Consider the following 22,813-nt stretch of genomic DNA (forward strand, 5'->3'; position numbering starts at 1 on the left):
TAACAATCCTGCTGCTTTTTTCTTTCTATATCTTGTTAGTTTTCAACATCTAAGAGAACTGCGAAACTTTAATTAATAATAAGTAATTTTGCCTGATGGAGAGAAGGCTGATGATGACCGGGGACGGCTCCCATACCATGTTTGTACATGGAATGGAAGAGCCCTATCATTCTACCCACGGGGCTCTCCAGGAATCCTGGCATATCTTTATTAAACATGGCCTTTTTACCATGGATAAGCCTTCTGTCAGAATTCTGGAACTGGGTTTTGGTACCGGGCTGAATGCCCTTCTTACTTTGCGGGAATCGACCAGACTTAAGAAAGATATCTACTACCACACTGTTGAAAAATATCCCCTGACGGAATCCGAATATGATTTGTTGAACTATGAGTCCCTGCTTGAAATGTTACCAGAAGGCATTTTTCATCGCATCCACAGCTGTCCGTGGGGAGAAAACGTTCAGATTACCGACCGGTTTCTGCTCTTCAAGGAGAAGGCAGACTTCCGGTCCATGAATCCCCCTTCAGCGTTCAACCTGGTCTATTTTGATGCCTTTTCGCCCGATAAACAACCCGGGCTGTGGAGCGATGCAATCTTTCACTCCATCGTCCAGGTCACAGATCCGGAAGCCGTTCTTTTAACCTACTCCTCCAAGGGGCTTGTTCGCAAAACTCTGGAATCCTGTGGATTCGAAGTGAATAAGGTGGCGGGGCCTCCGGGAAAACGGGAGATAATCAGAGCCGTAAAAAGATCATTGTAATCTGTAATATTTCTTTTAACTTCGCAAACATTATTTAAACAATAACTTACATGAATAACAAACAGATTATCACACTCGTTGTAGTGGCAGTAGCAGCCCTGGTTACAGGGTACTTTATTGGAACAGGTACCAGCAGTGGGGTAAAACCGGAAAGTCAGATCACCATGAAAACCCAGTCCGACTCCCTGAACTATTTTCTTGGATTAAACTGGGGCTACAGTGTTGGGGAAGCACCCTGGGAAGTGGATGCCGACCTTCTTGCAGCCGGACTGCTCCAGGTTTTAAAAGACTCCTCTTCCTTTGATCCCATGAGTGCACAAAGTGTCTTCCGCGATCTGAGCATCTCATTTTCAGATGCCGAAGCGATGAAAGCTGAAGAGGAATCGATTAAAACCATGGAGGAGGGCATTGCTTTTCTGGATGAAAACGGTAAAAAAGAAGGCGTGATTACCACCGAATCCGGCCTGCAGTATGAAATCATTTCCAAAGGTGAAGGTCCCATGCCTGTTGAGACTTCTGAAGTCTCTGTGTTTTATGAAGGCACCCTGATCGACGGAACTGTTTTTGATAGCAGCTACGAAACCGGAGACACCGTAACCTTTCCGTTGAATGGGGTGATCCCGGGCTGGACAGAAGGCCTCCAGTTGATGCCTGCAGGATCCACCTTTAAATTTTATATTCCTTCCAACCTTGCGTACGGACCGAGAGCCACAGGTCCTATTCCCGCTAACTCAACTTTGATTTTCAAAGTGGAGTTACTTGATGTGAAATAGTCCGCCAGCTAAAAAAAGGCTGTCCGCCAAGCGTACAGCCTTTTTTTATGATCATAAAGTTCGAATTGTGGCTTTCTTCAATATACTATCCTTAAATTTATATTCTCACTGAAAAATATCGAGTATGAGCTTCGAGATTAATGGCCGCCTGGCAGAAAAATACGAAACGCAACAGGTCTCGGACCGGTTCCAGAAACGTGAATTTGTCCTTGAGATCAAATCCACCGGTGCCACCGGATACGAATTTATTGACTTTATTAAATTCCAGTCTACCCAGGATAAATGCTCATTGCTTGACCAGTTTAATATCGACGACACGGTAAAAGTCTCCTTCAACCTTAGAGGTCGCAAATGGGAAAAAGACGGCCAGGTATCCTATTTTACAAACCTGGAAGCCTGGCGCATCGAGAAAGTCCCGGGCGCCGCAGGCAATTTGGCTGACGAATTCCCAATGGATAGCGCTGCGCCGGCTCAGGATGCTCCATTTCCTCCCAATCCTCCCGAAAATGATTCCGGTTTTGATGATCTGCCCTTTTGAAAACCTGAAAACAAAAACAAAATCCCTAATTAATTTCAGGCAGAAGCATCAATCCGTTTCGTTTCCAAAGAGTGATAATACTTTGGAGTTACCATTCTCACTGGAATTGAAAATTCAATGGTAATACCTTTAAAGGAACTGTCTGTAACCCTGATCTCTCCGTTCATGGATTTTACCAGTCCGCTGGCCAACTTATAGCCAAGTCCGATTGTATCATTGGTATTAAACCAGTCCTCTTCTTTTTCAGCTGTTTCAAAGATCTTCTTGATCCCATCCTGTAACAACATGCTGCTGCTGTCCTTAATGGTAAAAATCAAGGTGTTTTTATCGGCGAAAGATGCGCCAAATTCTACGACACCCTTTTTTGTCTGGTTCAGGGAATTTTCAATCAGGCAGCTTAATGCTCTCGACAGGCGCTGCTTATCAGCAATGATTATAGCCTTTTTAAAAGCCTCCCTGGCATTTAAAAGTAAGGCGACCCTTTCCCTGTTAACCTTGTATCTGTCCAGATTATACTTATCATTTAAGTCTTTCAACAAATCATAAATTGCAACTTCATCCTCCTTGAGTTGAAGATTACCTGTTTCGATCAGAGTCAGATCAATCAGGTTGTCCATCATGTTTAAGAGCGAATTGCTGTTACGGGTAATGTGATCGATATATGCATCCCTCTGATTGCAATCCACATCTTCATCACCAAGAAGGTGTGAAAAACCGATGATGGCATTCATGGGAGTCCTGATCTCATGCGAAATATTGGACAGAAACCTGGTCTTCACCCGGGTACCATCGGACTGAAACTGTTTCAGGGTCTCCTCCAGTCCGGCAACCTTCTGTTCCAGTTGCCTGGTGTATTCCAGAAGCTCGTTATATGCAAGCTTTTCTACCATCACCCGTTATCCGCAATATTTCAAATATCAGTTCTGCTTCATCCTTTTAAGGATCTTAGCAGCATCATCTTTATAATAATGACTGGAGGAAGATGCGATTTTAGCCAGTTTTCTCCTGGCGTTTTCTGTTTCATCCATCGCCAGCAGGCATCCTGCCAGGAACCACTCGGCCTTCTGAATATAGAGGTTATCATCATGTTCAATAACCCGGATAAAGGATTCGCTTGCCTCCTTGTGTTGTTCAATCTCCATATAAGATACGCCCATATAAAAATCGGCTTCCATCTTATTTGTATTGATTTCAAGCACCTCGTCGAAACAATCAATGGCTCCTTCAAATTCCCCTTTGAGAAAATGCTCCTGGGCCTTATTCATCCAGTAGGTGGTAACTTCATTGTCCACAGAACGATTGGTAAGAACCAGTTCATAGGGTTTCATGTACTTGGCAAATAAATCGTTATTAGAGAGTGGCCTCCCAAGTACAGTGGCCAGACCTATGGCCACGAGCAGAGCAAGTGCTGCCGATGCTGCATAGTGCCATGGCCGGGTGAACCGAAAAACCCTTTTTCCGGTTTCCGATCTTCGTGTCTCTTCCCGCAGATCACTCAACTGGGCCCGGAAATCCAATACCTCCGTATCGGCAATTGCTTCATCAACCTCCTTATACAGGTTCAGGTCGATCAACAACTCCGGACTGGAGTTGAGCTTCTGCTCGAACCTGGCCAACTCTTTCTCCGAAAGCTCGTTGTCCAGGTACTTTTGTAAAATGTGCCTGTCTCGATTCATATCAATAAATGTTAAATTTGGTTTCAAGGATGCAAGATCCATGTACAGCCACTTCTGACCATACATTCCGGCTCTTGTTCTCCCTGGCCTCAGTATGCACGCCTGCATACTGTCCAGAACATCTTGCACAAATAATTGTGCACCCATGCAGGAAGCCCCGTTTCCGGTTTTTCCTTACCGTTTCATTGTCAGGGGGAAATTATTCGCCCTTTCAAGTTCACGGATCCATATGTTGCGGTCAAAGGACCGTCTTTTAGTCAAATCAAAATTTCCGGAATACCGGTTTACTTCGTCGGAGGATGGACCAGATCGGATACTGGATCTCCTTTGGTCAATCCGCCTTTTAAATAATTCAGTTCCACTTCACGGATCGCATCTTTTGCAAATAATTTAAAGTCTACAGTTTTCATGGCTTTTAAATTAGGGATTCAACTTCTGTTTGTTTTTGTTTTCAATAGTTAATTCCAGAAAAGGGGCAAACGTTACCCGGAAAAGTGAACTTTTTTTTTACTTTCTTTTTTGACAGCTTACATATATCTGATTTTCTGAAGATTAATCGCCGTAATTTTTATATCATTTCACAGAAATACTTGCATCCTATCCCATAATTTCGTTCATTTAAGCTTTATTCCCTGCAATGAAACAGAGCCCTGCCTGCCACTTCCTGTGTATGCTGCTTCTTGCATCCCTTTTTTCCTTCCCGGGGTCCGCTCAGGAAAGGATGGAGGAGGACCCCCAGGTGGCGGAGCTGATCTTTGATATCAGCAATAAGGCTTATGATTATTTTAAGATCAATATCAACCTGGATTCGGCCGAAATCTTTTATAAAAAGGCCATTGAGCTGGCCCATAGCTCCAACACCTACAACATCGATTACCGGGTTGCAAATAACTATATTTCCCTGGCTTCCCTGTACCGGGATATTTATAATAACAGTACAGCTCTTACATATTTAGATGAGGCCGAAAAGATCTTAAGGCAAAACGATCCCAACCACCGCTATTTTGGGACCATTTATCACAACAAGGGGAATATCTATAAGGTGCAGAATGACCTGTACAGGACCAAAGAGTATTACGAATATGCCCTGGATTTTCTGATCCGGAACGGCTACCAGAACAGCATTGATTTTACTTTTGTCTACTCTAATTATGTTGAACTGCTATTTGAACTGGAGGAGTATGAACTGGCCGAGGAAAAGCTTTCGATGATCGATCTGAAAAAGCTTAATATTAATCCGGTTATTGAATTCCGCCTGCACACTACAAAAGCATCCCTTTATTCGTTGCTGAACAATTATGATTTGGCACAAAAACATTTCGAGGAAGCCCTTAAAATTTTCAAACATCCATCTACATTAAAGGAGCATATTAGAGATGTCATCAATTACTTTTATGATGTCATTGGGTTTCATATGTTGTATGAGGAGTATGATCTGGCACTGGAGGAGTGTGACAATGCCTATATCTTTATTGAGACCCTGGACCCCCACGCCATTAAATCCAAGATTATTTACCAATCCGATATTTCTTACCGGTCTGCCACCATTCATTACCGGCTGGGAAATCTTGAAAAAGCCCTGTGGATTGTCAATAGCAGCATCGAGGTTCTGAACACTTTCCTCAGCCGCTTTTCCATTGAGGGATCAAGTAATGCCAGAAGTAACGAACTGGCCACCGGCCTCCCGGAACTTCATGTTCTGAGAAGCCGGATCCTTTTTGAACAGTTCCAAAGGTCCCGGAATTTTGAGGACCTGCTCAGGTCCTACGAGGCTTACCAGAAGGCCATTGAGACCCTGAATTATATGAAGCTGGCCATGAGCGACGAGGATAGCCGGCTGTTCGCCACGTCCCAGATTCTGGAGGTATACAGGGAGGCGGTTTACACCGGAAAGATGCTTTACGATTTGACCGGCGAGACCAGCTATCTGGAACAGTCCTTTATGTTTGCCGAGACCAGCAAGTCCTTTGCCCTCTACAGTGAAATTAAGGATGTGGAAGCCATACAGTTTGCCGATCTGCCCGAAGAGGTCAGGCAAAAGGAGAATCGCTTTATGGGAGAGATACAGGCCTATGAGGAGCTGCTCTATAAGGAGCAGATCAAGTCCGATCCGGATAGTTCCCTGATAGAGTTTTTTAAGGAAACCCTGTTTCACCTGAAAGATGACTATGACTATCTCAAGCAGGATATTGAAGAAAAATACGCAAACTACTATGAGTTAAAGTACAATCCCAGATTTGTTTCTTTAAAGGATGTTCAGGATAAACTATCCTACCGTGATGCCCTGATCGAATATGTTTTATCCGATACTTTGCTGATCACCTACGTGGTGGACAGGAAAGGGATCCATGTGTTCTCTCAGGAAATCGGGCCGGAGTTTGACACAGAATGTCTGGAGTATTATGCTCTCCTTAATAATCAGAATTTCAGCGGGGGGGTACACGACAATTACCGGAGGTTTGTGAATCTTGGATCCAAGTTCTACAAGATCCTGATAGAACCCTGCCTGGAATATACCGACCGGGAGAACTTTACCATTGTTCCCGATGGTGCCATCACCTACATTCCATTTGAAGGGCTTATCACCCGGGCTACGGATACGGAGCACATAAATTATATGGACCTGCCTTATATGATCAGAGATTTCTCTGTGGGCTATTCCCACTCCTCAACGCTCCTTTTCAGCAAGCGTTTTAAATCCAAATCGCCGGAAGAGAAGGTGCTCGCTTTTGCTCCTAAATATGAGAATTCACTGAACACCATGGATACGGCACAATTCCGCCAGATCAGCGAAAACTCCGAATTTCTTTTTCCTCTCGTGGGGACCATCAAAGAGGTACAAAGCATTCATGAAACCGTTCCGTCGAAGGTTTTTATCAATGAACAGGCCACTGAAGCCAATTTTAAAAAGTATGCCGCCGATTACAATGTTCTGCATCTGGCCACGCATACGATCATGAAAGATGATGCGCCGCTATACTCCTTACTGGCTTTTACAAACGCGAAATCGGCCGACAGCACTGAAGATAACAGGCTCTATGCCTATGAGATCTACAATATGAAGCTGAACGCCCAGATGGCAGTGCTGAGTTCATGCAACAGTGGTTTTGGAAAAATGCAAAAGGGAGAAGGAATGATGAGCCTGGCCCGGGGGTTTATTTATGCCGGCTGCCCTTCCATTATCATGACGCTCTGGCAGGTGGCCGATAAATCGAGTTCGGAGCTGATGACTTCCTTTTATAAATACCTGAAAAGAGGAAAGAGCAAACAGGAAGCCATGCGGCATGCAAAAATCGATTACCTGGAGTTAGCTGACGATCTGACCTCCAATCCATATTTCTGGTCGGGATTTGTAGTACTGGGAGACGGAAGCCCCATTTACCGGAAATCCGGATTTGCCTACTGGATGATATTGATTACCCTCTTTGCCGGGGTACTGATCTTTCTTCAATACCGGAAATCCAGAGCCAGGCTGTAAAAGCCTCAGACACCAGCCAGCCCGGCTCCCCCTTCAATGATCCCGGGGCCTGGTTCCAGGGTAATTTTCTATTCGTCCTGCGACCGTTTTCCGGTTTTTTGAACATTTGATAATCAAAAGCGTTATTATATAGGAATAATTCTTATCTAAGATTTTTTATTATGAAATCAGGTGATCATCAGATCAATCAGAAGTTAAAGGATGCCGGGATGAGAGTTACCCCTCAGCGTTTTGCCATCCTGGAAGCTGTCTGCACCCTTGGCAACCATCCCACTGCCGACCAAATTATTGATTATATCCGGAGTTCCCATCCGGGTATTGCCACAGGTACGGTTTACAATGTACTGGATGTGATGGTGGAAAAGAAACTGGTGCGTCGTGTCAAAACAGATAAAGATGCCATGCGCTACGATGGAATCCTGAAAAAGCATCATCATATCTATTGCTCTGAAACGGACCGGATCGAAGATTATTTCGATGAAGAACTGAATCAGTTGCTCCAGGAATACTTCAGCAAAAAAAGTCTGCCTCATTTTAATATTGAGGATATCATTCTGCAGATCAAAGGAAATTTTAAGCATAATAAACAAGCAATTTGATTAATCTTTAAAAACAACAAGCACAATGGAAGAACAAGTAAAAGTGACAAGCATGCCCCGTATTGGCGACAAAGCGCCCGAGTTTAAGGCCAAAACCACTCAGGGCGACATTAATTACCCCTCCGATTATAAAGGAAGCTGGACCATCCTGTTCAGTCACCCCGCTGATTTTACCCCGGTTTGCACCACCGAATTTATGACCTTCGCTACGCTGGAGGAGAAGTTTGAAAAGGCCAATTGCAAACTGGTAGGGCTCTCCGTGGATGGTCTTTACAGCCATATTGCATGGCTCAGGAGGATCCAGGAAACCATGGAATTTAATGGAATGAAAAATGTGGAGGTGAAATTTCCCCTGATTGAGGATATCACCATGGATGTTGCCAGACTTTATGGCATGATCCAGCCCAATGAAGATACCACCAAGGCGGTCAGGGCTGTATTCTTTGTGGATCCCAAGGGGATCATCCGGGCAATCGTTTATTATCCGCTCAGCCTGGGACGTAATTTCGATGAGCTGTACCGGGCATTGATTGCCATGCAGACAGCCGATGCTTTTGATTGCGCCACACCGGCCGACTGGCGTCCGGGAGATGATGTGATCGTTCCCCCTGCCGGGTCCTGTGGAACTGCAGCAGATCGTATGGAAGGAAAAGAAGATGGAGTCGAGTGTGTCGATTGGTTCTTCTGCACCAGGAAGATCAGCGAAGAGACAGTACTGAAAAAAATCCTGAACAAGTAGTTTTTCACCTTTGTTCCAGCTTAATAAGAGGCCGTCTCAAAAGTCAATTTGAGACGGTTTCTTTTTTTTATGTATTGAGCCAGGGAGATAAGCCTCCAATGGTGCGCTGGCACAAATGTCCTTTTAAACACGGCTGCCCTCAGGGGCTTTGGCCTTTATCATCCGGGGTCCGGGAGAAAGGGCTAATCGCTGAACATGGCCTGATAATCGGGATCATCCTTGATCCTGTTGATCAGGTACTCTTTGCAGAAATGCCGGCGCTTTCGAACATAGCCCTCGCTTCTGAATCCCAGTTGATGAGCAATTTCAGAGGAACTCAGATCCTGGGCAGTCAGCTGAAGTATCTTTTGACAATCTTCGGGTATGCCAAGCAGAGTACGCTGATAAATAGCCATCCGGAGATCATTGTCTTCAACAGGTAAAGGTTCTTCAAATTCGATGCGTTCTTCCATATCCCGGTTGAGCGGATCAATCTCAATCCTCTTGATCTGCCGAAGATGTTTCAACCAGAGCAAACGCGAAATGGAATAGATATAGGTGGAAAACGCTGCCTCAAGCCTGAAACTCTGGCCATTCTTTAACTTCTTGAAAATGATGATTAAAGACTCCTGGAAGATATCTTCAGCATCCGATTCAGAACCGGCATTATGAAGGACCAGCTGCCTGACCGCGGTGAAGCTGTTTTTATATATGTACTGCAGAACACGGTTGTCCCGTTTTCTGAGTCCGGCTATTATTTCTTCATCAGACAGCCTTTTCACTTGACCAGGGTTGGATTTTGCTGAACGACAAATATAAAAATTATAATGTTCTAAAGCCCTGTAACTCGTTTTATCATCCTGAGCAGTGCTTCGGAACAAACCGGACAAAAGACAGCCTCATTGGTATGCATCCGGCAATCCATCATGGGCCGGAACACCCCTTTGGCCACATATCCGCCTCCTTCATATACTCCGACTATATCCCTGTTCTTGTCTTCAGCAGGGGTCGGGACGGGAGTCCCTTCAGGGACCATCTGTTTCCATTTTGAATCAAAGTCAAGCAGGGTGGTCAGGTTGGGGTTCCATGGTTCCACATCCAGGGGAAAGTAGTCGTTATAGGCCACTGCCGAAGAGTAGTATTCATCGGCCAGTCCGCAGAATGAATGTCCGAATTCATGGATCACCACCGCCCTGGACTGGATATTGTCGGCGGCCGAGATGCTGTAGTGGTTGTAGATGCCACCTCCCCCGTACTTATCTGTGTTTACCAGGATATAAATCTGATCATAGTGCTCACAGGCTGCCACATCACAGACTGCCCGGTAATCCATGGTGGTCATATAACGCTCCACTCCAAAGGTGTAGAAGCTGGAGTTCAGCACGGTATTTTTCCATATCCCCTCTCCCGGAATATCGGTGCCTGAATCCCGGCTGAACGATTTTACAGCCCGGATGTTAAATTGTTTCCTCTTGCCTGTAAAAGGCTCCTCAGAAAAAATGTAGCCGGCCGATCGCCTGGCATCCTCCAGGAATTTATCCATCTCTTCCCGTTGATATCCCTCTGCGAGGAAAAGAATATCGACCTTCTCTTCAGGAGAGCCATGGATCTCCAGGTCGGCCGATTCAAACTGAAAGGGGTTTCCGGGATCCCAGTAGATCGATGCCGGATCAAAAGAAGCCGACCAGCCTTTTTCGAACACTCCGGCACTGTTGCGGTCATGGATCTCAACCACAACGGCTGCTTTGGGCCATGGGAACCTGAGTACGTGAGGATAGGCCCTCCTGATCTTCTGCGATTCTTCCGTTGTCTGCCACTCCCGAAAAAGGGTGCAATAACTGTGGCTGAAAATAATCTCACCGCTGGAGTCACTCTTCACCACAAATTTGTGGTCGCCGTAGTCGAAAGGGTCTGTCAGATTTAAACGGGATCCACTGTAAAACTGCTCTTTTTTCACGCCGGATAAGGCATAGCTGGTCTCCCCGGCGCTTCCCGAAAACACCAGATCGATCCTCATCACGCCCTGGTCAAAATACTGATCAAAATCCTGGCTCCTGGCAGTTTGAAAAACCAGCAGCAGACAAATGCCTGCCATAAGGGGGGAGATATTTTTCATTCCGGGGAATTTTAGATTTAAAGATCGCAATATAAGTGCTATTCCTGATTTAATATTGATATTTTAGTATCTTATTTGTGCATCAGAAAAAACTTAAATATGATGATTGAAAGATGGATTACCTGGTATATTGAGCTGCTATCCGGAACCGGACTGTCGGAGGGCATGCAGGTTATTATTGAAAATGCCACCGTTATTCTGCTTACAATCATCCTGGCAATCCTGGCCGATTTTATCGTAAAAAGGATGATCATCAGTTCCATCACCAGACTGGCAAAACGGTCGAAGAACGACTGGGACGATGTTTTTGTGAAACGGAGGGTATTTAACCGTTTTGCTCATCTGGCACCGGCCCTGATTGTTTACTATGCGCTTCAGTATATTTTTGAGGCTGAGAAACTGGTCAACTTCCTGGGTAACATCACCCAGGCTTACATGGTACTGGTGGTCCTGCTGGTCATTGATTCTTTACTTAATGCCATCCATGAAATCTACCAGAAACTGCCCATTTCAAAGGGAAGGAACATTAAGGGCTACATGCAGGTGGTGAAGATTGTATTCTATTTCGCCGCAGTGATCCTGATTATTTCCATTTTCAGCGGGAAGGCTCCCAATTCCCTGTTAACGGGTTTGGGTGCGATGGCCGCTGTTTTGATACTGGTCTTTAAGGATACCATCCTGGGATTTGTGGCCAGCATACAGCTTTCGGCCAATCAGATGGTCAATGTGGGCGACTGGATCTCCATGCCCAAATACAATGCCGACGGGGATGTGATCGACATCAGCCTCAATACGGTGAAAGTGCAGAACTGGGATAAGACCATTGCCACTATTCCCACCTATGCCCTGGTTTCCGAATCCTTCAATAACTGGAAGGGGATGGAGAAAAGTGGTGGCCGAAGGATCAAACGCTCCGTAAACATCGATATGAGCAGTGTCACCTTCCTGAATGCTGAACAAATTGAAAAACTTGGCAATTTCCACCTGCTAAAGGATTATATCAGCAGCAAGCAAAAGGAGATTGCCGAATACAACAAATCCCTCAAGCTGGAGGAGGGGGTAGTGACCAACGGACGGAAAATGACCAATCTGGGTACCTTCCGGAAATATCTGGAGGAATACCTGTTGCAGCATCCGAAGATCCATAAGGATATGACCTTCCTGGTCAGGCACCTTCAGCCCACCGACAAAGGTTTGCCACTGGAGATTTATGTCTTCTCCAGGGACCAGGCCTGGGCGAAGTATGAGGCGCTCCAGGCAGATATCTTTGACCATATCCTGGCCATCTTGCCGGAATTTGACCTGCGTATATTCCAGAATCCTACCGGTCAGGATTTTCATAAACTCACCGAATAAAATCAGATGTAAGGGTTTTGGGGGCTAATATGTTTAAAATCACACCTCCGCTTGTTAACTTCTTTCAAATTGTAACTACATTTGAATATTCATAACAGATTATAAATTCGCTTCCGCATGGATGAGACGCATCATATTGACGACCTTGATCGCAAGATCCTCTCCCTGATTACTAAAAATGCCCGCATTCCTTACCTGGAGGTTGCCAGAGAGTGCAAGGTTTCGGGTGCTGCCATTCATCAACGAATCCAGCGCCTTTCTAAACTGGGTGTGATTACCGGATCAGAATTTAGTATCAGCCCGAAAAAGATTGGCTTTAATACCTGCGCCTATGTGGGTATTTTCCTGGACAGTGCCAGCCTGTATCCCCAGGTGGTGGAGCAGCTGAAAGATATTCCCGAAATCACTCAATGCCACTATATTACAGGCGGGTACTCTATCTTTATTAAAATATACACCAGGAACAACGAAGACCTGAAACTTCTTCTGGTCGATAAAGTACAGGCTATCAAGGGTATATCAAGAACTGAAACCTTCATTTCCCTGGAGGAGAGTTTCAACCGGCAGCTCCCCCTGGGATAGGGCCTCCTGAGTTTATTTGCTCCTTTGCCGGAGTGTCTCAAACAGGATCACGCCTGCAGCCACAGACACGTTCAGCGAAGAGATAGAGCCTTTCATCGGGATGGAGATCCAGGAAGCGGCCACCTTAAGCAAGGGGGCGGAGATTCCCGAATCTTCACTTCCCAGAACGATTCCGGCCGGACCGGTCATATCGCTGTCATAAATGGAATCGCTGGCTTTTTCCGTGGCGGCAAACAGTCGCAGTCCGCTATCTGCCAGGAACCTCATTACTGTCAGCAGATCGCGGTGCCGGCATACCGGGATCCGGTGCAGCGCTCCTGCCGAAGTTTTGATGGCATCGGCATTTACAGCCGCGCTTCCCGAGGCAGGAATAACCAGGGCATGAACACCGGCACATTCCGCACTGCGCGCTATCGCGCCGAAATTGCGAACATCTGATATCCCGTCGAGCAGGAGGATCAGGGGGTCCTCCCCTTTTTCAAAAATGGACGGAAGCAGGCTGGTAATATCCGCGTAGGATATCTCCGAAAGGTAAGCGATTACTCCCTGGTGGTTCTTCCCGGTAATCCTGTTCAGTTTTTCCACCGGGACCTGATGAACAGGAATCTCCATCCTGCTCAGAACTGCCAGCAGTTTTTTCAGAAGATCCGATCCTGCTCCTCTTCTTACAAGCACCTTATCCAGATCCTTTCCAGCCTGGACAGCTTCCAGAACCGCATGTATGCCGAAAATATAGTTGTTGTTTTTTACCATCAGGAACCCATTGAATACACCTTTCCGTTTCTCCAGGACCTGATGGCTTCGTTCCGGAAAGACTGCGACTCGGGGGTCTTCTGCCACATCATATTCTGGTCGGAAAAGGCATCCTGCACACGCTCAAATCTGAACTCCACAACTTTGCTTCTGCGCTTTGCAAAATAATACCAGCTCTCTCCCCTGCTGGTCATCTGGATCCTTGCAGGAGGTCCGAAAAGTATAAATATCATTCCCTGGTCGGTCTTCCAGCCCTCCTTATTGGAGGAGAAGTACAAATTTGAATAGACCACCCTGTTGTAGTAGATCCGGATCAGTTCCCTGGATCTTTCCACACTGTTTCCCATTTTTAACCAGAAATTATCTACGGCCAGCTTCCTGTTTGGCTGTGTTCTCAGATCCCTGTATTCGGCAAGGGTAGCCAGGTAAAAGAGTGGCTCCATCAACTCCCTGGTGGTCTTTACTTCGGGAAAAGAGCCTCCGAAATTAAAAAGGGTAAGCCCCTTTTCGTGTTCTTTATCCACTTTTACATGGTACATACCTTCCTGGCGGAGATCATAATCAAAGGTGTCGATCAGGGGAAATATATAACTGGTATCTGGTGTGTAATTCATGGTATAATCAGAAGTGGCTGTGACGGGAGGACGGGGCAGTTCACTGGAGAACCTGAAATAGTCCACATAGATCGAGTCATATCCCCGGTCCCTGTACCTTATATTGAATTTTTCGCCCGCCAGGAAAAAACGCATGAATTTGGGATATCCCGAATAGGAGGAAATTACTTTGAAATTCTGGGGACTGAAGAGACTGGTTTTATCCACATAGAGGTACTCCAGGCCAATGCTGCCACGGTTCAGATCTGTTGTTTCCACCTTAAGCAGGTAACGGGAACCCTGTCTGACCGGGATGGTGAGCGATGCAAAAAAAGCCGGGCTCTTCTCATCCTTTTCCAGTAACTTGTAAACCACCGAAGCCGAATCGGCCAGAAGGTCCTCCTCTCCGTTTTCTCCCATGATTAAAAGCTCGTAGTTGACTTTAAGCAAGGCGCGGTATTCGAACTCTTCGTTGGTCTGGTTAAACCTCAATTCCGAAGGATAGGCCCTGATATACAGAACGCTGTAGTTATCGTTCTCATGATAAAGAGAGAAATCGGGATGCAGCGAAAGCTTACTGGGGTTGTACAGGGAGGCCATCTGCCCCTCCTTTTCGCTGCCGGCTGTATTTTTTGAAGAGCTGCATCCGGCAGTCAGCCCGGCTAAGATACAGCAGGTCATCAAGCATACATGGATCCGTCCCATATCCCTAAAATTAACTATTTTCTTTTTCCCATCGCTTTTTCAAGCAAGAGAGTCTGCTTTTCCCAGGAAGCCAGGGCCTCATCATGCTTCAATTTGAGCTGCTCATAGGTCTCATAGACATGCATTCCATCAATATTGTCGGGATTCATTAACATCTTATCCATTTTTGAAAGCTCCTCCTCGATCTGCTCAATTTCATGCTCCAGCCCTTTTACCCGGTTCGCAATCTTTCTGACCTTCTTCTCCTCCATCTTCTTCTCTTCATACTGCTCCTTGTTCGACTGTTTTACAGGCTCCTGAGGATCCCGTGCAGCCTGCGTTTTCTTTCCGGAAGAGGCGGAAGCCTCCCTGTTTCCTGCTTTTACGGGCTGCTCTTTTCGTTCGATCTCCCGGAGCGATGTGAGTTTCCTTCGCTGCAGGAAGTCGTAAATGCCTCCCAGGTGCTCCTTCACCTTCTGTTCCCTGAACTCATACACTTTATCAACCAGTCCGTTCAGAAACTCCCTGTCGTGAGAAACCACAATAAGCGTACCATCAAAGGCCAGCAATGCCTTTTTCAGGATATCTTTTGAACGCATATCCAGATGATTGGTGGGTTCATCCAGGATCAACAGGTTGAAAGGCTGCAGCAACATCCTGGCCATGGCCAGCCTGGAGCGTTCCCCTCCCGACAATACGCTCACCTTTTTATCCACATCCTCACCCCTGAACAGGAAGGCTCCCAGGATATCACGGATTTTGTTACGGATATCCCCTACCGCAGCATGATCGACCGTTTCCATCACAGTGAGCCTGCCATCCATGATCTCATCCTGGTTCTGGGCAAAATATCCAAGCTCCACATTATGTCCCATCTTTAATAGTCCGCTATAATCAAGCTCTCCCACCAGAATCCTTGATAAAGTGGTTTTTCCTTCCCCGTTCTTTCCCACAAAAGCAACTTTTTCGCCCCGTTCGATCACCATATCCAGACCATCGAGCACCTTGATCTCTCCAAAACTTTTCTTCAGTCCCACTGCTTCCACCACGATGGTCCCTGAACGTTTCGAAGGGGGAAATTTCAGGTTCATGACCAGGTCATCCTCCTTCTCCACCTCGAGGCGGTCCAGCTTCTCCAGCTGCTTGATCCGCGACTGAACCTGCACGGCCTTTGTCGCCTTATACCGGAAGCGGTTGATAAATTCCTCCGTATCCTGGATCAGCTTTTGCTGGTTCTCATAGGAGGCATGCTGTACGGCGATCCGCTCCTTCTTCAGATCCACATATTTGCTGTAGGAGACTTTATAGTCGTATATCCTGCCCAGGGACAGCTCCAGAGTCCGGTTGGTGACATTATCGAGGAAGGCACGGTCGTGGGAAATGATCAGGACCCCTCCCGGGTAGGATCCAAGAAATTCTTCCAGCCACTGGATGGACTCAATATCCAGGTGATTGGTGGGTTCATCCAGCAGGATATAATCCGGCCGGCGCAGCAGGATCTTGGCCAGTTCCACGCGCATGCGCCAGCCACCGCTGAATTCATGCACCGGGCGCTCCATATCGCTCTTCCTGAAACCCAGACCCAGTAAGGTCTGCTCCACTTCGGCATGGATGGCATGCCCGCCTTCCAGTTCAAAGAGTTCGTTGGCGTTGGCAAGCTCCTGGATCAGATCCAGGTACGCACTCGATTCATAGTCACTTCGTTCACCCAGTTCCCTGTTTATGGCATCGATTCTTTTTTTCAGAGCAATCACCGACGCAAAAGCATTCAGGGCCTCCCGGTAGAGCGTCTTCCCTTTTTTATGCTTCATCTGCTGCGGCAGGTACCCGACTTCAATACCCGAGCTTTTAACCACCCTCCCCTGATCCGGATCCTGTCGCCCCTCAATCAGGTTCAGAATGCTTGTCTTTCCGGCCCCGTTACGCCCTACCAGTCCGATACGGTCTCCAGGGTTCACCTGAAAGCTAATCTTGTCGAAGAGGACAAAAGCCCCGAAACGGATCGTTACATTATCTATGGATATCATTCTGCGGGCAAAAATAGAACAATTCAGCGAGTCAGTTGTATATTAGGCATTACAAACACTAATCTGATTTATTAATGAACCGCATGTTAACAGGAATTATTATCGGAGTTGTATCAGGATTGCTTCTTGGACTGCTCATCGTTTTTTTTATCTCCCCGTCCCTGATGTTCCGGGAGGACAGGAATACAAAAGATTTTGAAACAACAGTCGCTGATCTGGAAAAGGCCATTGAAAATCAAGGTTGGAAAACTCCCGTGGTTCACGACCTGCAGGCTACTATGAAGAAATTTGGAAAGGATGTAAGAAGCGTCAAGGTCCTGGAGATATGTAACCCGGATCTTTCCTATGAAATTCTGAGTCAAAACGATGAAATGATTGTCTCCAGCATGATGCCCTGCAGGATCTCTGTCGACGAAAAAGAGGACGATTCTTTCTGGATCTCCAGGATGAATACCGGCTTTCTCTCCAGGCCCATGTCGCCGCTTATCCGGAAGACCATGTCGAAAGCTGCCAGGGAAGTGGAGGAGATCATTGCAGATGTGATGAAGGAATAATACTTTTGTTCCCAAATCTGATATATGGGCAGAAGAAAGAATTTACCTCTGCTGGAAAAGGTAAGCATTGAGAATATTGGTGCGGAAGGTAAATCTCTTGCCAGAGCCGATGGCATGGTGGTATTTGTGAAGGATGCCGTTCCCGGGGATGTGGTGGATCTCCAGGTATTCAGAAAAAAGGGGAGGTATATGGAGGCCCGCGTGGTCAGGTACCACAGCTACTCGGAGCAAAGAACAGATCCTTTCTGCGAACACTTCGGGGTCTGTGGCGGATGCAAATGGCAGCACCTTCCCTATGAGCGTCAACTGCACTACAAGGAACAACAGGTGGTGGATGCCTTCCGGCATATCGCCGGGGTCGAGATTCCCCGGGCTCTGCCCATCCTGGCTTCCGACCCGGTCACCCAATACAGAAATAAACTGGAGTACACCTTTTCGAACCACCGGTGGCTGCTGGAACATGAAGCCAGACAGGATATTCCTTTTGAACATACCAATGCCCTGGGACTGCATGTCCCGGGCCGCTTCGATAAGGTGGTAGATATTTTTACCTGCTACCTGCAGGGCGAACCCACGAATGCATTGCGCAATTTTCTCAGGGAGACAGCCCTGAAAATGAAACTCAGCTTTTACGACCACCGAAGTAATGAGGGTTTGCTGAGGAACCTGATCATCCGGACAAGCACCCTGGGGGAGGTGATGGTGATCCTCTCGGTTCAGTTCGATGTGCCGGAGGTGTATAAGGTGCTGGATGCCATCAGGGAGAAGTTCCCCGGTCTGACCAGCCTGATGTATGTGATTAATCCCAAGAAAAATGAGACCCTTTATGACCAGGAGATCCTCACCTGGTTCGGAAGGGATCATATTTTTGAACAGCTGGAGGATTTGAAATTTAAGATCGGGCCCAAATCTTTTTTCCAGACTAATTCGTACCAGGCTCTCAGGCTCTACCAGGTGGCCAGGGACTTTACAGATCTGAAAGGTCATGAGGTCCTGTATGACCTCTATACGGGAACCGGGACCATAGCCAATTTCATGGCTGGAAGGGCCCGTTCGGTGGTGGGTATTGAGTCCGTGCCCGAATCCATCGAGGACGCAAAACAGAACTCGGAGCTAAACGGAATCCGGAACACCCGGTTCTTTGCCGGCGATATGAAAGATCTTTTTACCGACCACTTTATCGAGAAGAATGGCAAACCCGATGTGATCATCAGCGATCCTCCCAGGGCAGGCATGCATGCCAGGGTGATCGGGCAGATTCTGAAGATTGCTCCCAAACGGATCGTTTATGTCTCCTGTAATCCGGCCACCCAGGCCAGGGATGTGGAGCTGCTTTCCGGCGCGTACAGGGTCACCCGGATCCAGCCCGTGGATATGTTCCCCCATACCCATCATGTAGAGAATGTAGCGCTCCTGGAGGCTGTCTAAGATCGTTTTATTCCCATGGGAAGTTTCTCGGCGGGCCAGTCCTTTCTAAAATCTGACCAGTAGGTCCCGATGGTGCTTTTTATATCCTTCCGGAGAACCAGAAGTCCAAAGAGGTTGGGGATGGTCATCACCGCAATGGTGATATAGGAGAGGTTCCACACAATGGTGGTATCGGTAAAGGAGGCCAGGAAAAACCCCAGTACATAGATCATGCGGTATACGATCACATAACGGGTACCAAAAAGATAGGTCACCGCCCTTCCCCCGTAGTAGGACCATGAGATGGCTGTTGAAAAGGCAAAAAGAAGCAATCCTATGGAAACAATGTACTGTCCCCAGTCGCCCAGAACACTTCTTTTAAAAGCCTCGGTAGTCAGCGCCGCACTATGAATCAGTGAGTTTCCGGTAAAATATACCGTTTCACTTTCAGAAGACAGTTCGCTGAACTGCACCACCCCTGCGGACACCGGTATGGCGCCGGTGAATAAGCCTTCCCCCTGGGTGATCACCACATCCTCAGCAAAAGACTCCGCATGAATAATGGTAATCCCATTTGTTATCACGGTCCCCTCTTCCACCTGAAGGGAGCCTGTAAACAGGGCCAGCGTGGTATCCATGCTGAAGGTCCTTGACATCAGGGCACGGTCGCTTTCCTTATCCTCGAGGTAAGTCCCCTCGATAATCTGCAAGTCGGCCTGCTGAAAGCGGTTCTCAATCTTCTCGTTCCATACTCCCGATGACAGCAGCACCAGTCCGGTTATGGTGCATATGATAATGGTATCGATGAATGGTTCCAGGATGGCCACCATTCCCTCTGATACGGGTTCCTGGGCTTTGGCTGCACTGTGCGCTATGGGAGCGGAACCCTGTCCCGCTTCATTGGAAAAAAGACCCCTGTTAACCCCCTTGTTAAAGGTAAAGGCAAAGCCTGCTCCAAGAAAGCCCCCAACTGCAGCACTGCCAGTAAAGGCATCGGTAAAGATGGAAGCCACGGAGGGTAGTATATTCTGATAGTTGGAAGAAATCACCAGGATGGCTCCAATTACATAGATCAGTGCCATTAAAGGAACCAGTGTGGAAGTCACTTTGGCAATCCGCCTGATGCCCCCGATGATAACCAGTCCCAGCAGCACTGCCAGTATGCCTCCGGTGAGTGTATGGTTGATCCCGAAGGAAGTAAACATCGATTCGGAGATGCTGTTGATCTGCGGCAGACTCCCCGTCCCGAAGGAGGAGAGAATCGTGGCAAAAGCAAAGAATGCTCCCAGCACGGCTCCGGTTTTGATAATTTTACCCTTCCTGGTGGTAATATTCATGCGCTTCTTCATGTAATACATAGGACCGCCGGAAATGGAGCCATCAGGAAGTATGTCCCTGTATTTATGAGAAATGGTAACTTCCACAAATTTGGTGGTCATTCCCAGAAGTGCGGTAATCAACATCCAGAAAAGGGCGGCAGGCCCCCCCAGGTGAATGGCCAGTGCAACTCCTGCAATGTTCCCGGTCCCTACCGTGCCTGAAAGAGCGGTGGTCAGAGCCTGAAAATGAGAGGTGTCCCCAATGTCTCCCTTTCGATCATATCTGCCCTTGACGATCCGCAGGGCATGACCAAAATACCTGATCTGGGGCAGGCCCAGGTACAGGGTGAAAAAGATGCCGGTTCCAAGCAGAAAATAGACAAACCACTGGTGTCCCCCCAGATAGCCGTTCAGGAAAAGCAGGAATTCATTGACTTTTTGCATGCAATAGGGATTAGTTCAATTACAAATTGGAAGGAATAAAAGTAACAATTATTTGAAAAGGGGAAAACCTCTTACTTCAGACCTGCTTATCAGCGAGATTCAAAAGGACCTGTTCCAGCTGCGCGGCTGTAAACGGTTTGGAAAGATAGTCGTCGTACCCTTCTCCGAGGAAACGCTCCCGGTCGCCTCTTAAGGCATGGGCCGATTGTGCAACAACCTTTAAATCCGGATATCGCCCCCTGATCAGCTTCAGCGTATCTGTCCCGCTCATCACCGGCATGGAGACATCCATCAGGACCAGGTCGGGCAAAGGAAACAGCTCCAGAATCCGGAGGGCTTCATATCCGGTTTCGGCAACCGTGACATGATGACCCATCTGGGTAAGAAGGGCACTGTACAGCTCGAGAGTATCTGGTTCATCGTCTACCGCCAGGATCGCAGCTTTCCTCCCGCTTAAGCCTTTGTCCGCAATTCTGTCCGGTTCTTTTCCGGCCAGCGGATCCGTTTCAGAGGATTTAAGTGGGAGTTCCACCTGGAAAAGAGCCCCTCCGCCCATTTCCGACTCCACCCAGATCCGGCCACCCATTAAACGGACAAGATTCTTACAAATGGCCAGTCCCAGCCCGGTTCCTCCATATTTCCTGGTATTGGATCCGTCAATCTGTCGGAATTGATCGAAGATAAGCTCAAAATGCTCAGGCGCAATGCCGATTCCGGTGTCTCTGACATAAAAACGAACCGTCCGGTCTGAATCCCCTTTCACACAAGCAATCTCTATACTTCCCTTATCTGTAAATTTAATGGCATTATTTATCAGGTTTTTCATTACCTGGGCAATCCGGATCACATCCATCTCCATTTCAAGATCTTTCGATTCCATAGCCGTCACTACCCCGATATCCTCTTTTTTCAGCCGCAAAACTTCATTATGCGCATACTGCTCCAGATCCGAAATCAGCTCAGATACCCTGAGCCTTCCATAAATAATACGGAGCTGACCGCTCTCAATTTTTGCCAGGTCTATGATATCGGAGATCAGGGTCAGCAGCATCTTCGAATTAGTGATTATCCGGTGCACATAAAGCTCCCGCAATGGTTCCTCCAGATCTGACTGATTCAGGAGATTGGAAAATCCGATGATAGAATTCATGGGAGTTCTGATCTCATGGGACATATTGGCCAGGAAGGCAGATTTCAGCTGATCGCTCTCTTCCGCTCTTTCTTTTGCCTGCTTCAGTTCCTCCATGGCCTTTTTTAAGCCGGAAACGTCACGAATAATCGTTAAAATCAGGTCATCATCCCTCTGTTCACCCTTTATAAGCACATTCCTGGAGGACATATGAAGAAAATAACCCTCCTTATGCTGAGCGCGGAAATCAACAGCCACCGCTCCTTCCTGGTGAAGTTTTTGCTCCATCCTTCCCAGGAGTTCTTTGTCATCCGGATGGACAATATCCATCATAGTAAGTGCCTCGTACTCCTCCTTGGTATATCCAATCACCTCATGCATGGCCGAATTCATAAGAATAATCTTACGGTCCCGGGTAAAAAGCCCGATGGAGTCTTCTGCAGCCTCAAAAAGGACCCGGTACAGCTTTTCACTTTCCCGGAGAGCTGCCTCGGTCCTCTTTCCCGAAGTCTTGTCTTTAATCAGGGCAATCATCAGGTTTTCGCCGGTCAGGGTAAAGGCATGTAAAGTAAATTCCAGCCACAGATCTTTTCCGTCGTCCAGTTTTACTTTCTGCTCCACCCTGCTAAATCCTTTCTCCACGATGTCTTTCATCAGCGCCCCCCCCCTGCCGATCACTTTATCCTGCAGGATGTTATCCGGTAAAGGCCTGCCGAAGACCTCCGGCCCCTTATTAAACAAATCCAGGGCGGCTTTATTGGCATCCAGCACCACTCCTGCTTTTCCTTCAGCCAATTCAATAATAACGATGGCTTCATTGGAATGCCTGACAATGAATTCGAACTTCTCCTTCTCCTCGACCATGGAGAGAAGGCGCCTGAACTGACCGGAAATATCCATGGATATGCCGCCTATAACCAAAGGTTTGCCCGCCTCGCTTTTCTGAACAATGCTCCCTCTGTTATAATACCACCGCCACTTCCCGGTCTTATCTTTTATCCGGTATTCTATTTCGTAGAGATCATCTTTACCGCCATAAAGATGCTCTAATAAAACCTTGTTCCGCTGCGCATCCTCGGGATGCACATTCTGATAGATGGAATCCGGATCATATCCTTCTGGGTGATGCGCCAGACCAAGGATACGGGCCAGTCCATCACTCATCCGGATCCTTCTGCTTTTATAATCCCAGTGCCACCAGTACAGGCCCACACTGTCCGATGCTGCCTGGAACTCCTGTGAAGGGGATAGAAGCTCCCCGGGTACCTCTGTATGATTGCCTGCCATGTATTTTAAGAGCTGTACT

General features: G+C 47.2%; 19 protein-coding genes. 10 read left to right on the top strand and 9 right to left on the bottom strand.

The annotated features are described in order from the left end of the window. Positions 1 to 95 precede the first annotated feature (95 nt). The 3 genes from mnmD to P1P86_12165 all read left to right on the top strand — a co-directional run bounded on the left by mnmD (position 96) and on the right by P1P86_12165 (position 2,072). Entirely contained in the window at positions 96 to 761 is a 666-nt protein-coding gene (mnmD, locus tag P1P86_12155; GenBank protein ID MDF1575930.1) for a tRNA (5-methylaminomethyl-2-thiouridine)(34)-methyltransferase MnmD, read from the top strand. A 50-nt stretch (positions 762 to 811) separates the two neighbouring features. Beyond that, positions 812 to 1,534: an FKBP-type peptidyl-prolyl cis-trans isomerase gene (locus P1P86_12160; protein ID MDF1575931.1), complete on the top strand. Its 723-nt coding sequence runs from the start codon at positions 812 to 814 to the stop codon at positions 1,532 to 1,534. Between the two features lie 124 nt (positions 1,535 to 1,658). Next, entirely contained in the window at positions 1,659 to 2,072 is a 414-nt protein-coding gene (locus P1P86_12165; protein MDF1575932.1) for a DUF3127 domain-containing protein, read from the top strand. Between the two features lie 35 nt (positions 2,073 to 2,107). On the opposite strand, the gene P1P86_12170 is transcribed toward P1P86_12165, so the two are convergent. Together P1P86_12170 and P1P86_12175 are read right to left on the bottom strand one after the other, a co-directional pair. Continuing rightward, on the bottom strand, positions 2,108 to 2,962 hold the full coding sequence (locus P1P86_12170) for a histidine kinase dimerization/phospho-acceptor domain-containing protein (protein ID MDF1575933.1): 855 nt from the start codon (positions 2,960 to 2,962) through the stop codon (positions 2,108 to 2,110). Between the two features lie 27 nt (positions 2,963 to 2,989). Continuing rightward, complete coding sequence (locus P1P86_12175; protein ID MDF1575934.1) at positions 2,990 to 3,748, bottom strand: hypothetical protein; 759 nt, start codon at positions 3,746 to 3,748, stop codon at positions 2,990 to 2,992. A 637-nt stretch (positions 3,749 to 4,385) separates the two neighbouring features. Here P1P86_12175 and P1P86_12180 point away from each other — a divergent pair. The 3 genes from P1P86_12180 (at position 4,386) to P1P86_12190 (ending at position 8,564) form a co-directional block, all read left to right on the top strand. Beyond that, a complete protein-coding gene (locus tag P1P86_12180; protein MDF1575935.1) occupies positions 4,386 to 7,226 on the top strand; it encodes a CHAT domain-containing protein in 2,841 nt (946 codons plus the stop codon). Between the two features lie 161 nt (positions 7,227 to 7,387). Then, the gene (locus P1P86_12185) at positions 7,388 to 7,825 is read left to right on the top strand and encodes a transcriptional repressor (GenBank protein ID MDF1575936.1); all 438 of its coding nucleotides are present in this window, start codon (positions 7,388 to 7,390) and stop codon (positions 7,823 to 7,825) included. A gap of 25 nt (positions 7,826 to 7,850) precedes the next feature. Continuing rightward, positions 7,851 to 8,564, top strand: a complete 714-nt coding sequence (locus P1P86_12190; GenBank protein MDF1575937.1) for a peroxiredoxin — start codon at positions 7,851 to 7,853, stop codon at positions 8,562 to 8,564. A 182-nt stretch (positions 8,565 to 8,746) separates the two neighbouring features. On the opposite strand, the gene P1P86_12195 is transcribed toward P1P86_12190, so the two are convergent. Then, positions 8,747 to 9,325 (bottom strand): RNA polymerase sigma factor, encoded by a 579-nt coding sequence (locus P1P86_12195; protein ID MDF1575938.1) that lies wholly within the window; start codon positions 9,323 to 9,325, stop codon positions 8,747 to 8,749. A gap of 50 nt (positions 9,326 to 9,375) precedes the next feature. Then, positions 9,376 to 10,659 (bottom strand): M64 family metallopeptidase, encoded by a 1,284-nt coding sequence (locus tag P1P86_12200; protein MDF1575939.1) that lies wholly within the window; start codon positions 10,657 to 10,659, stop codon positions 9,376 to 9,378. A 99-nt stretch (positions 10,660 to 10,758) separates the two neighbouring features. Here P1P86_12200 and P1P86_12205 point away from each other — a divergent pair, with 99 nt between their 5' ends. Together P1P86_12205 and P1P86_12210 are read left to right on the top strand one after the other, a co-directional pair. Continuing rightward, entirely contained in the window at positions 10,759 to 12,015 is a 1,257-nt protein-coding gene (locus P1P86_12205) for a mechanosensitive ion channel (protein ID MDF1575940.1), read from the top strand. A gap of 117 nt (positions 12,016 to 12,132) precedes the next feature. Beyond that, positions 12,133 to 12,597, top strand: a complete 465-nt coding sequence (locus P1P86_12210; GenBank protein ID MDF1575941.1) for an Lrp/AsnC ligand binding domain-containing protein — start codon at positions 12,133 to 12,135, stop codon at positions 12,595 to 12,597. A 12-nt stretch (positions 12,598 to 12,609) separates the two neighbouring features. Here the strand turns inward: P1P86_12210 and rlmB are convergent, their stop codons facing one another. The 3 genes from rlmB to P1P86_12225 are packed head-to-tail and all read right to left on the bottom strand — an operon-like array spanning position 12,610 to position 16,654. Further along, entirely contained in the window at positions 12,610 to 13,350 is a 741-nt protein-coding gene (gene rlmB, locus P1P86_12215; protein MDF1575942.1) for a 23S rRNA (guanosine(2251)-2'-O)-methyltransferase RlmB, read from the bottom strand. Continuing rightward, positions 13,350 to 14,648, bottom strand: coding sequence for a GWxTD domain-containing protein (locus P1P86_12220; GenBank protein MDF1575943.1), 1,299 nt, complete (start codon positions 14,646 to 14,648; stop codon positions 13,350 to 13,352). The genes rlmB and P1P86_12220 overlap by 1 nt, the downstream gene beginning before the upstream one ends. A gap of 14 nt (positions 14,649 to 14,662) precedes the next feature. Continuing rightward, a complete protein-coding gene (locus P1P86_12225) occupies positions 14,663 to 16,654 on the bottom strand; it encodes an ABC-F family ATP-binding cassette domain-containing protein (GenBank protein ID MDF1575944.1) in 1,992 nt (663 codons plus the stop codon). Between the two features lie 74 nt (positions 16,655 to 16,728). Between P1P86_12225 and P1P86_12230 the strand changes: the two genes are divergently transcribed. Both P1P86_12230 and rlmD read left to right on the top strand, forming a co-directional pair. Then, entirely contained in the window at positions 16,729 to 17,208 is a 480-nt protein-coding gene (locus P1P86_12230) for a DUF302 domain-containing protein (GenBank protein MDF1575945.1), read from the top strand. Between the two features lie 24 nt (positions 17,209 to 17,232). After that, the gene (rlmD, locus tag P1P86_12235; GenBank protein MDF1575946.1) at positions 17,233 to 18,636 is read left to right on the top strand and encodes a 23S rRNA (uracil(1939)-C(5))-methyltransferase RlmD; all 1,404 of its coding nucleotides are present in this window, start codon (positions 17,233 to 17,235) and stop codon (positions 18,634 to 18,636) included. Here rlmD and P1P86_12240 read toward each other — a convergent pair. Beyond that, complete coding sequence (locus P1P86_12240; protein ID MDF1575947.1) at positions 18,633 to 20,378, bottom strand: amino acid carrier protein; 1,746 nt, start codon at positions 20,376 to 20,378, stop codon at positions 18,633 to 18,635. The two genes, rlmD and P1P86_12240, sit on opposite strands and share 4 nt — an antisense overlap. A 76-nt stretch (positions 20,379 to 20,454) precedes the next feature. Beyond that, positions 20,455 to 22,794, bottom strand: coding sequence for a PAS domain S-box protein (locus P1P86_12245; GenBank protein ID MDF1575948.1), 2,340 nt, complete (start codon positions 22,792 to 22,794; stop codon positions 20,455 to 20,457). Positions 22,795 to 22,813 lie beyond the last annotated feature (19 nt).

The sequence above is a fragment of the Bacteroidales bacterium genome (assembly GCA_029210725.1).
Classification (GTDB): Bacteria; Bacteroidota; Bacteroidia; order Bacteroidales.

Coding starts and splice junctions, on each gene's coding strand:
- rlmB (MDF1575942.1), bottom strand. CDS start 13,350: ATGGTAAAAAACAACAACTATATTTTCGGCATACATGCGGTTCTGGAA.
- P1P86_12160 (MDF1575931.1), top strand. CDS start 812: ATGAATAACAAACAGATTATCACACTCGTTGTAGTGGCAGTAGCAGCC.
- P1P86_12200 (MDF1575939.1), bottom strand. CDS start 10,659: ATGAAAAATATCTCCCCCCTTATGGCAGGCATTTGTCTGCTGCTGGTT.
- P1P86_12205 (MDF1575940.1), top strand. CDS start 10,759: ATGATGATTGAAAGATGGATTACCTGGTATATTGAGCTGCTATCCGGA.
- P1P86_12210 (MDF1575941.1), top strand. CDS start 12,133: ATGGATGAGACGCATCATATTGACGACCTTGATCGCAAGATCCTCTCC.
- mnmD (MDF1575930.1), top strand. CDS start 96: ATGGAGAGAAGGCTGATGATGACCGGGGACGGCTCCCATACCATGTTT.
- P1P86_12240 (MDF1575947.1), bottom strand. CDS start 20,378: ATGCAAAAAGTCAATGAATTCCTGCTTTTCCTGAACGGCTATCTGGGG.
- P1P86_12185 (MDF1575936.1), top strand. CDS start 7,388: ATGAAATCAGGTGATCATCAGATCAATCAGAAGTTAAAGGATGCCGGG.
- P1P86_12175 (MDF1575934.1), bottom strand. CDS start 3,748: ATGAATCGAGACAGGCACATTTTACAAAAGTACCTGGACAACGAGCTT.
- P1P86_12180 (MDF1575935.1), top strand. CDS start 4,386: ATGAAACAGAGCCCTGCCTGCCACTTCCTGTGTATGCTGCTTCTTGCA.
- P1P86_12170 (MDF1575933.1), bottom strand. CDS start 2,962: ATGGTAGAAAAGCTTGCATATAACGAGCTTCTGGAATACACCAGGCAA.
- rlmD (MDF1575946.1), top strand. CDS start 17,233: ATGGGCAGAAGAAAGAATTTACCTCTGCTGGAAAAGGTAAGCATTGAG.
- P1P86_12165 (MDF1575932.1), top strand. CDS start 1,659: ATGAGCTTCGAGATTAATGGCCGCCTGGCAGAAAAATACGAAACGCAA.
- P1P86_12220 (MDF1575943.1), bottom strand. CDS start 14,648: ATGGGACGGATCCATGTATGCTTGATGACCTGCTGTATCTTAGCCGGG.
- P1P86_12190 (MDF1575937.1), top strand. CDS start 7,851: ATGGAAGAACAAGTAAAAGTGACAAGCATGCCCCGTATTGGCGACAAA.
- P1P86_12245 (MDF1575948.1), bottom strand. CDS start 22,794: ATGGCAGGCAATCATACAGAGGTACCCGGGGAGCTTCTATCCCCTTCA.
- P1P86_12225 (MDF1575944.1), bottom strand. CDS start 16,654: ATGATATCCATAGATAATGTAACGATCCGTTTCGGGGCTTTTGTCCTC.
- P1P86_12230 (MDF1575945.1), top strand. CDS start 16,729: ATGAACCGCATGTTAACAGGAATTATTATCGGAGTTGTATCAGGATTG.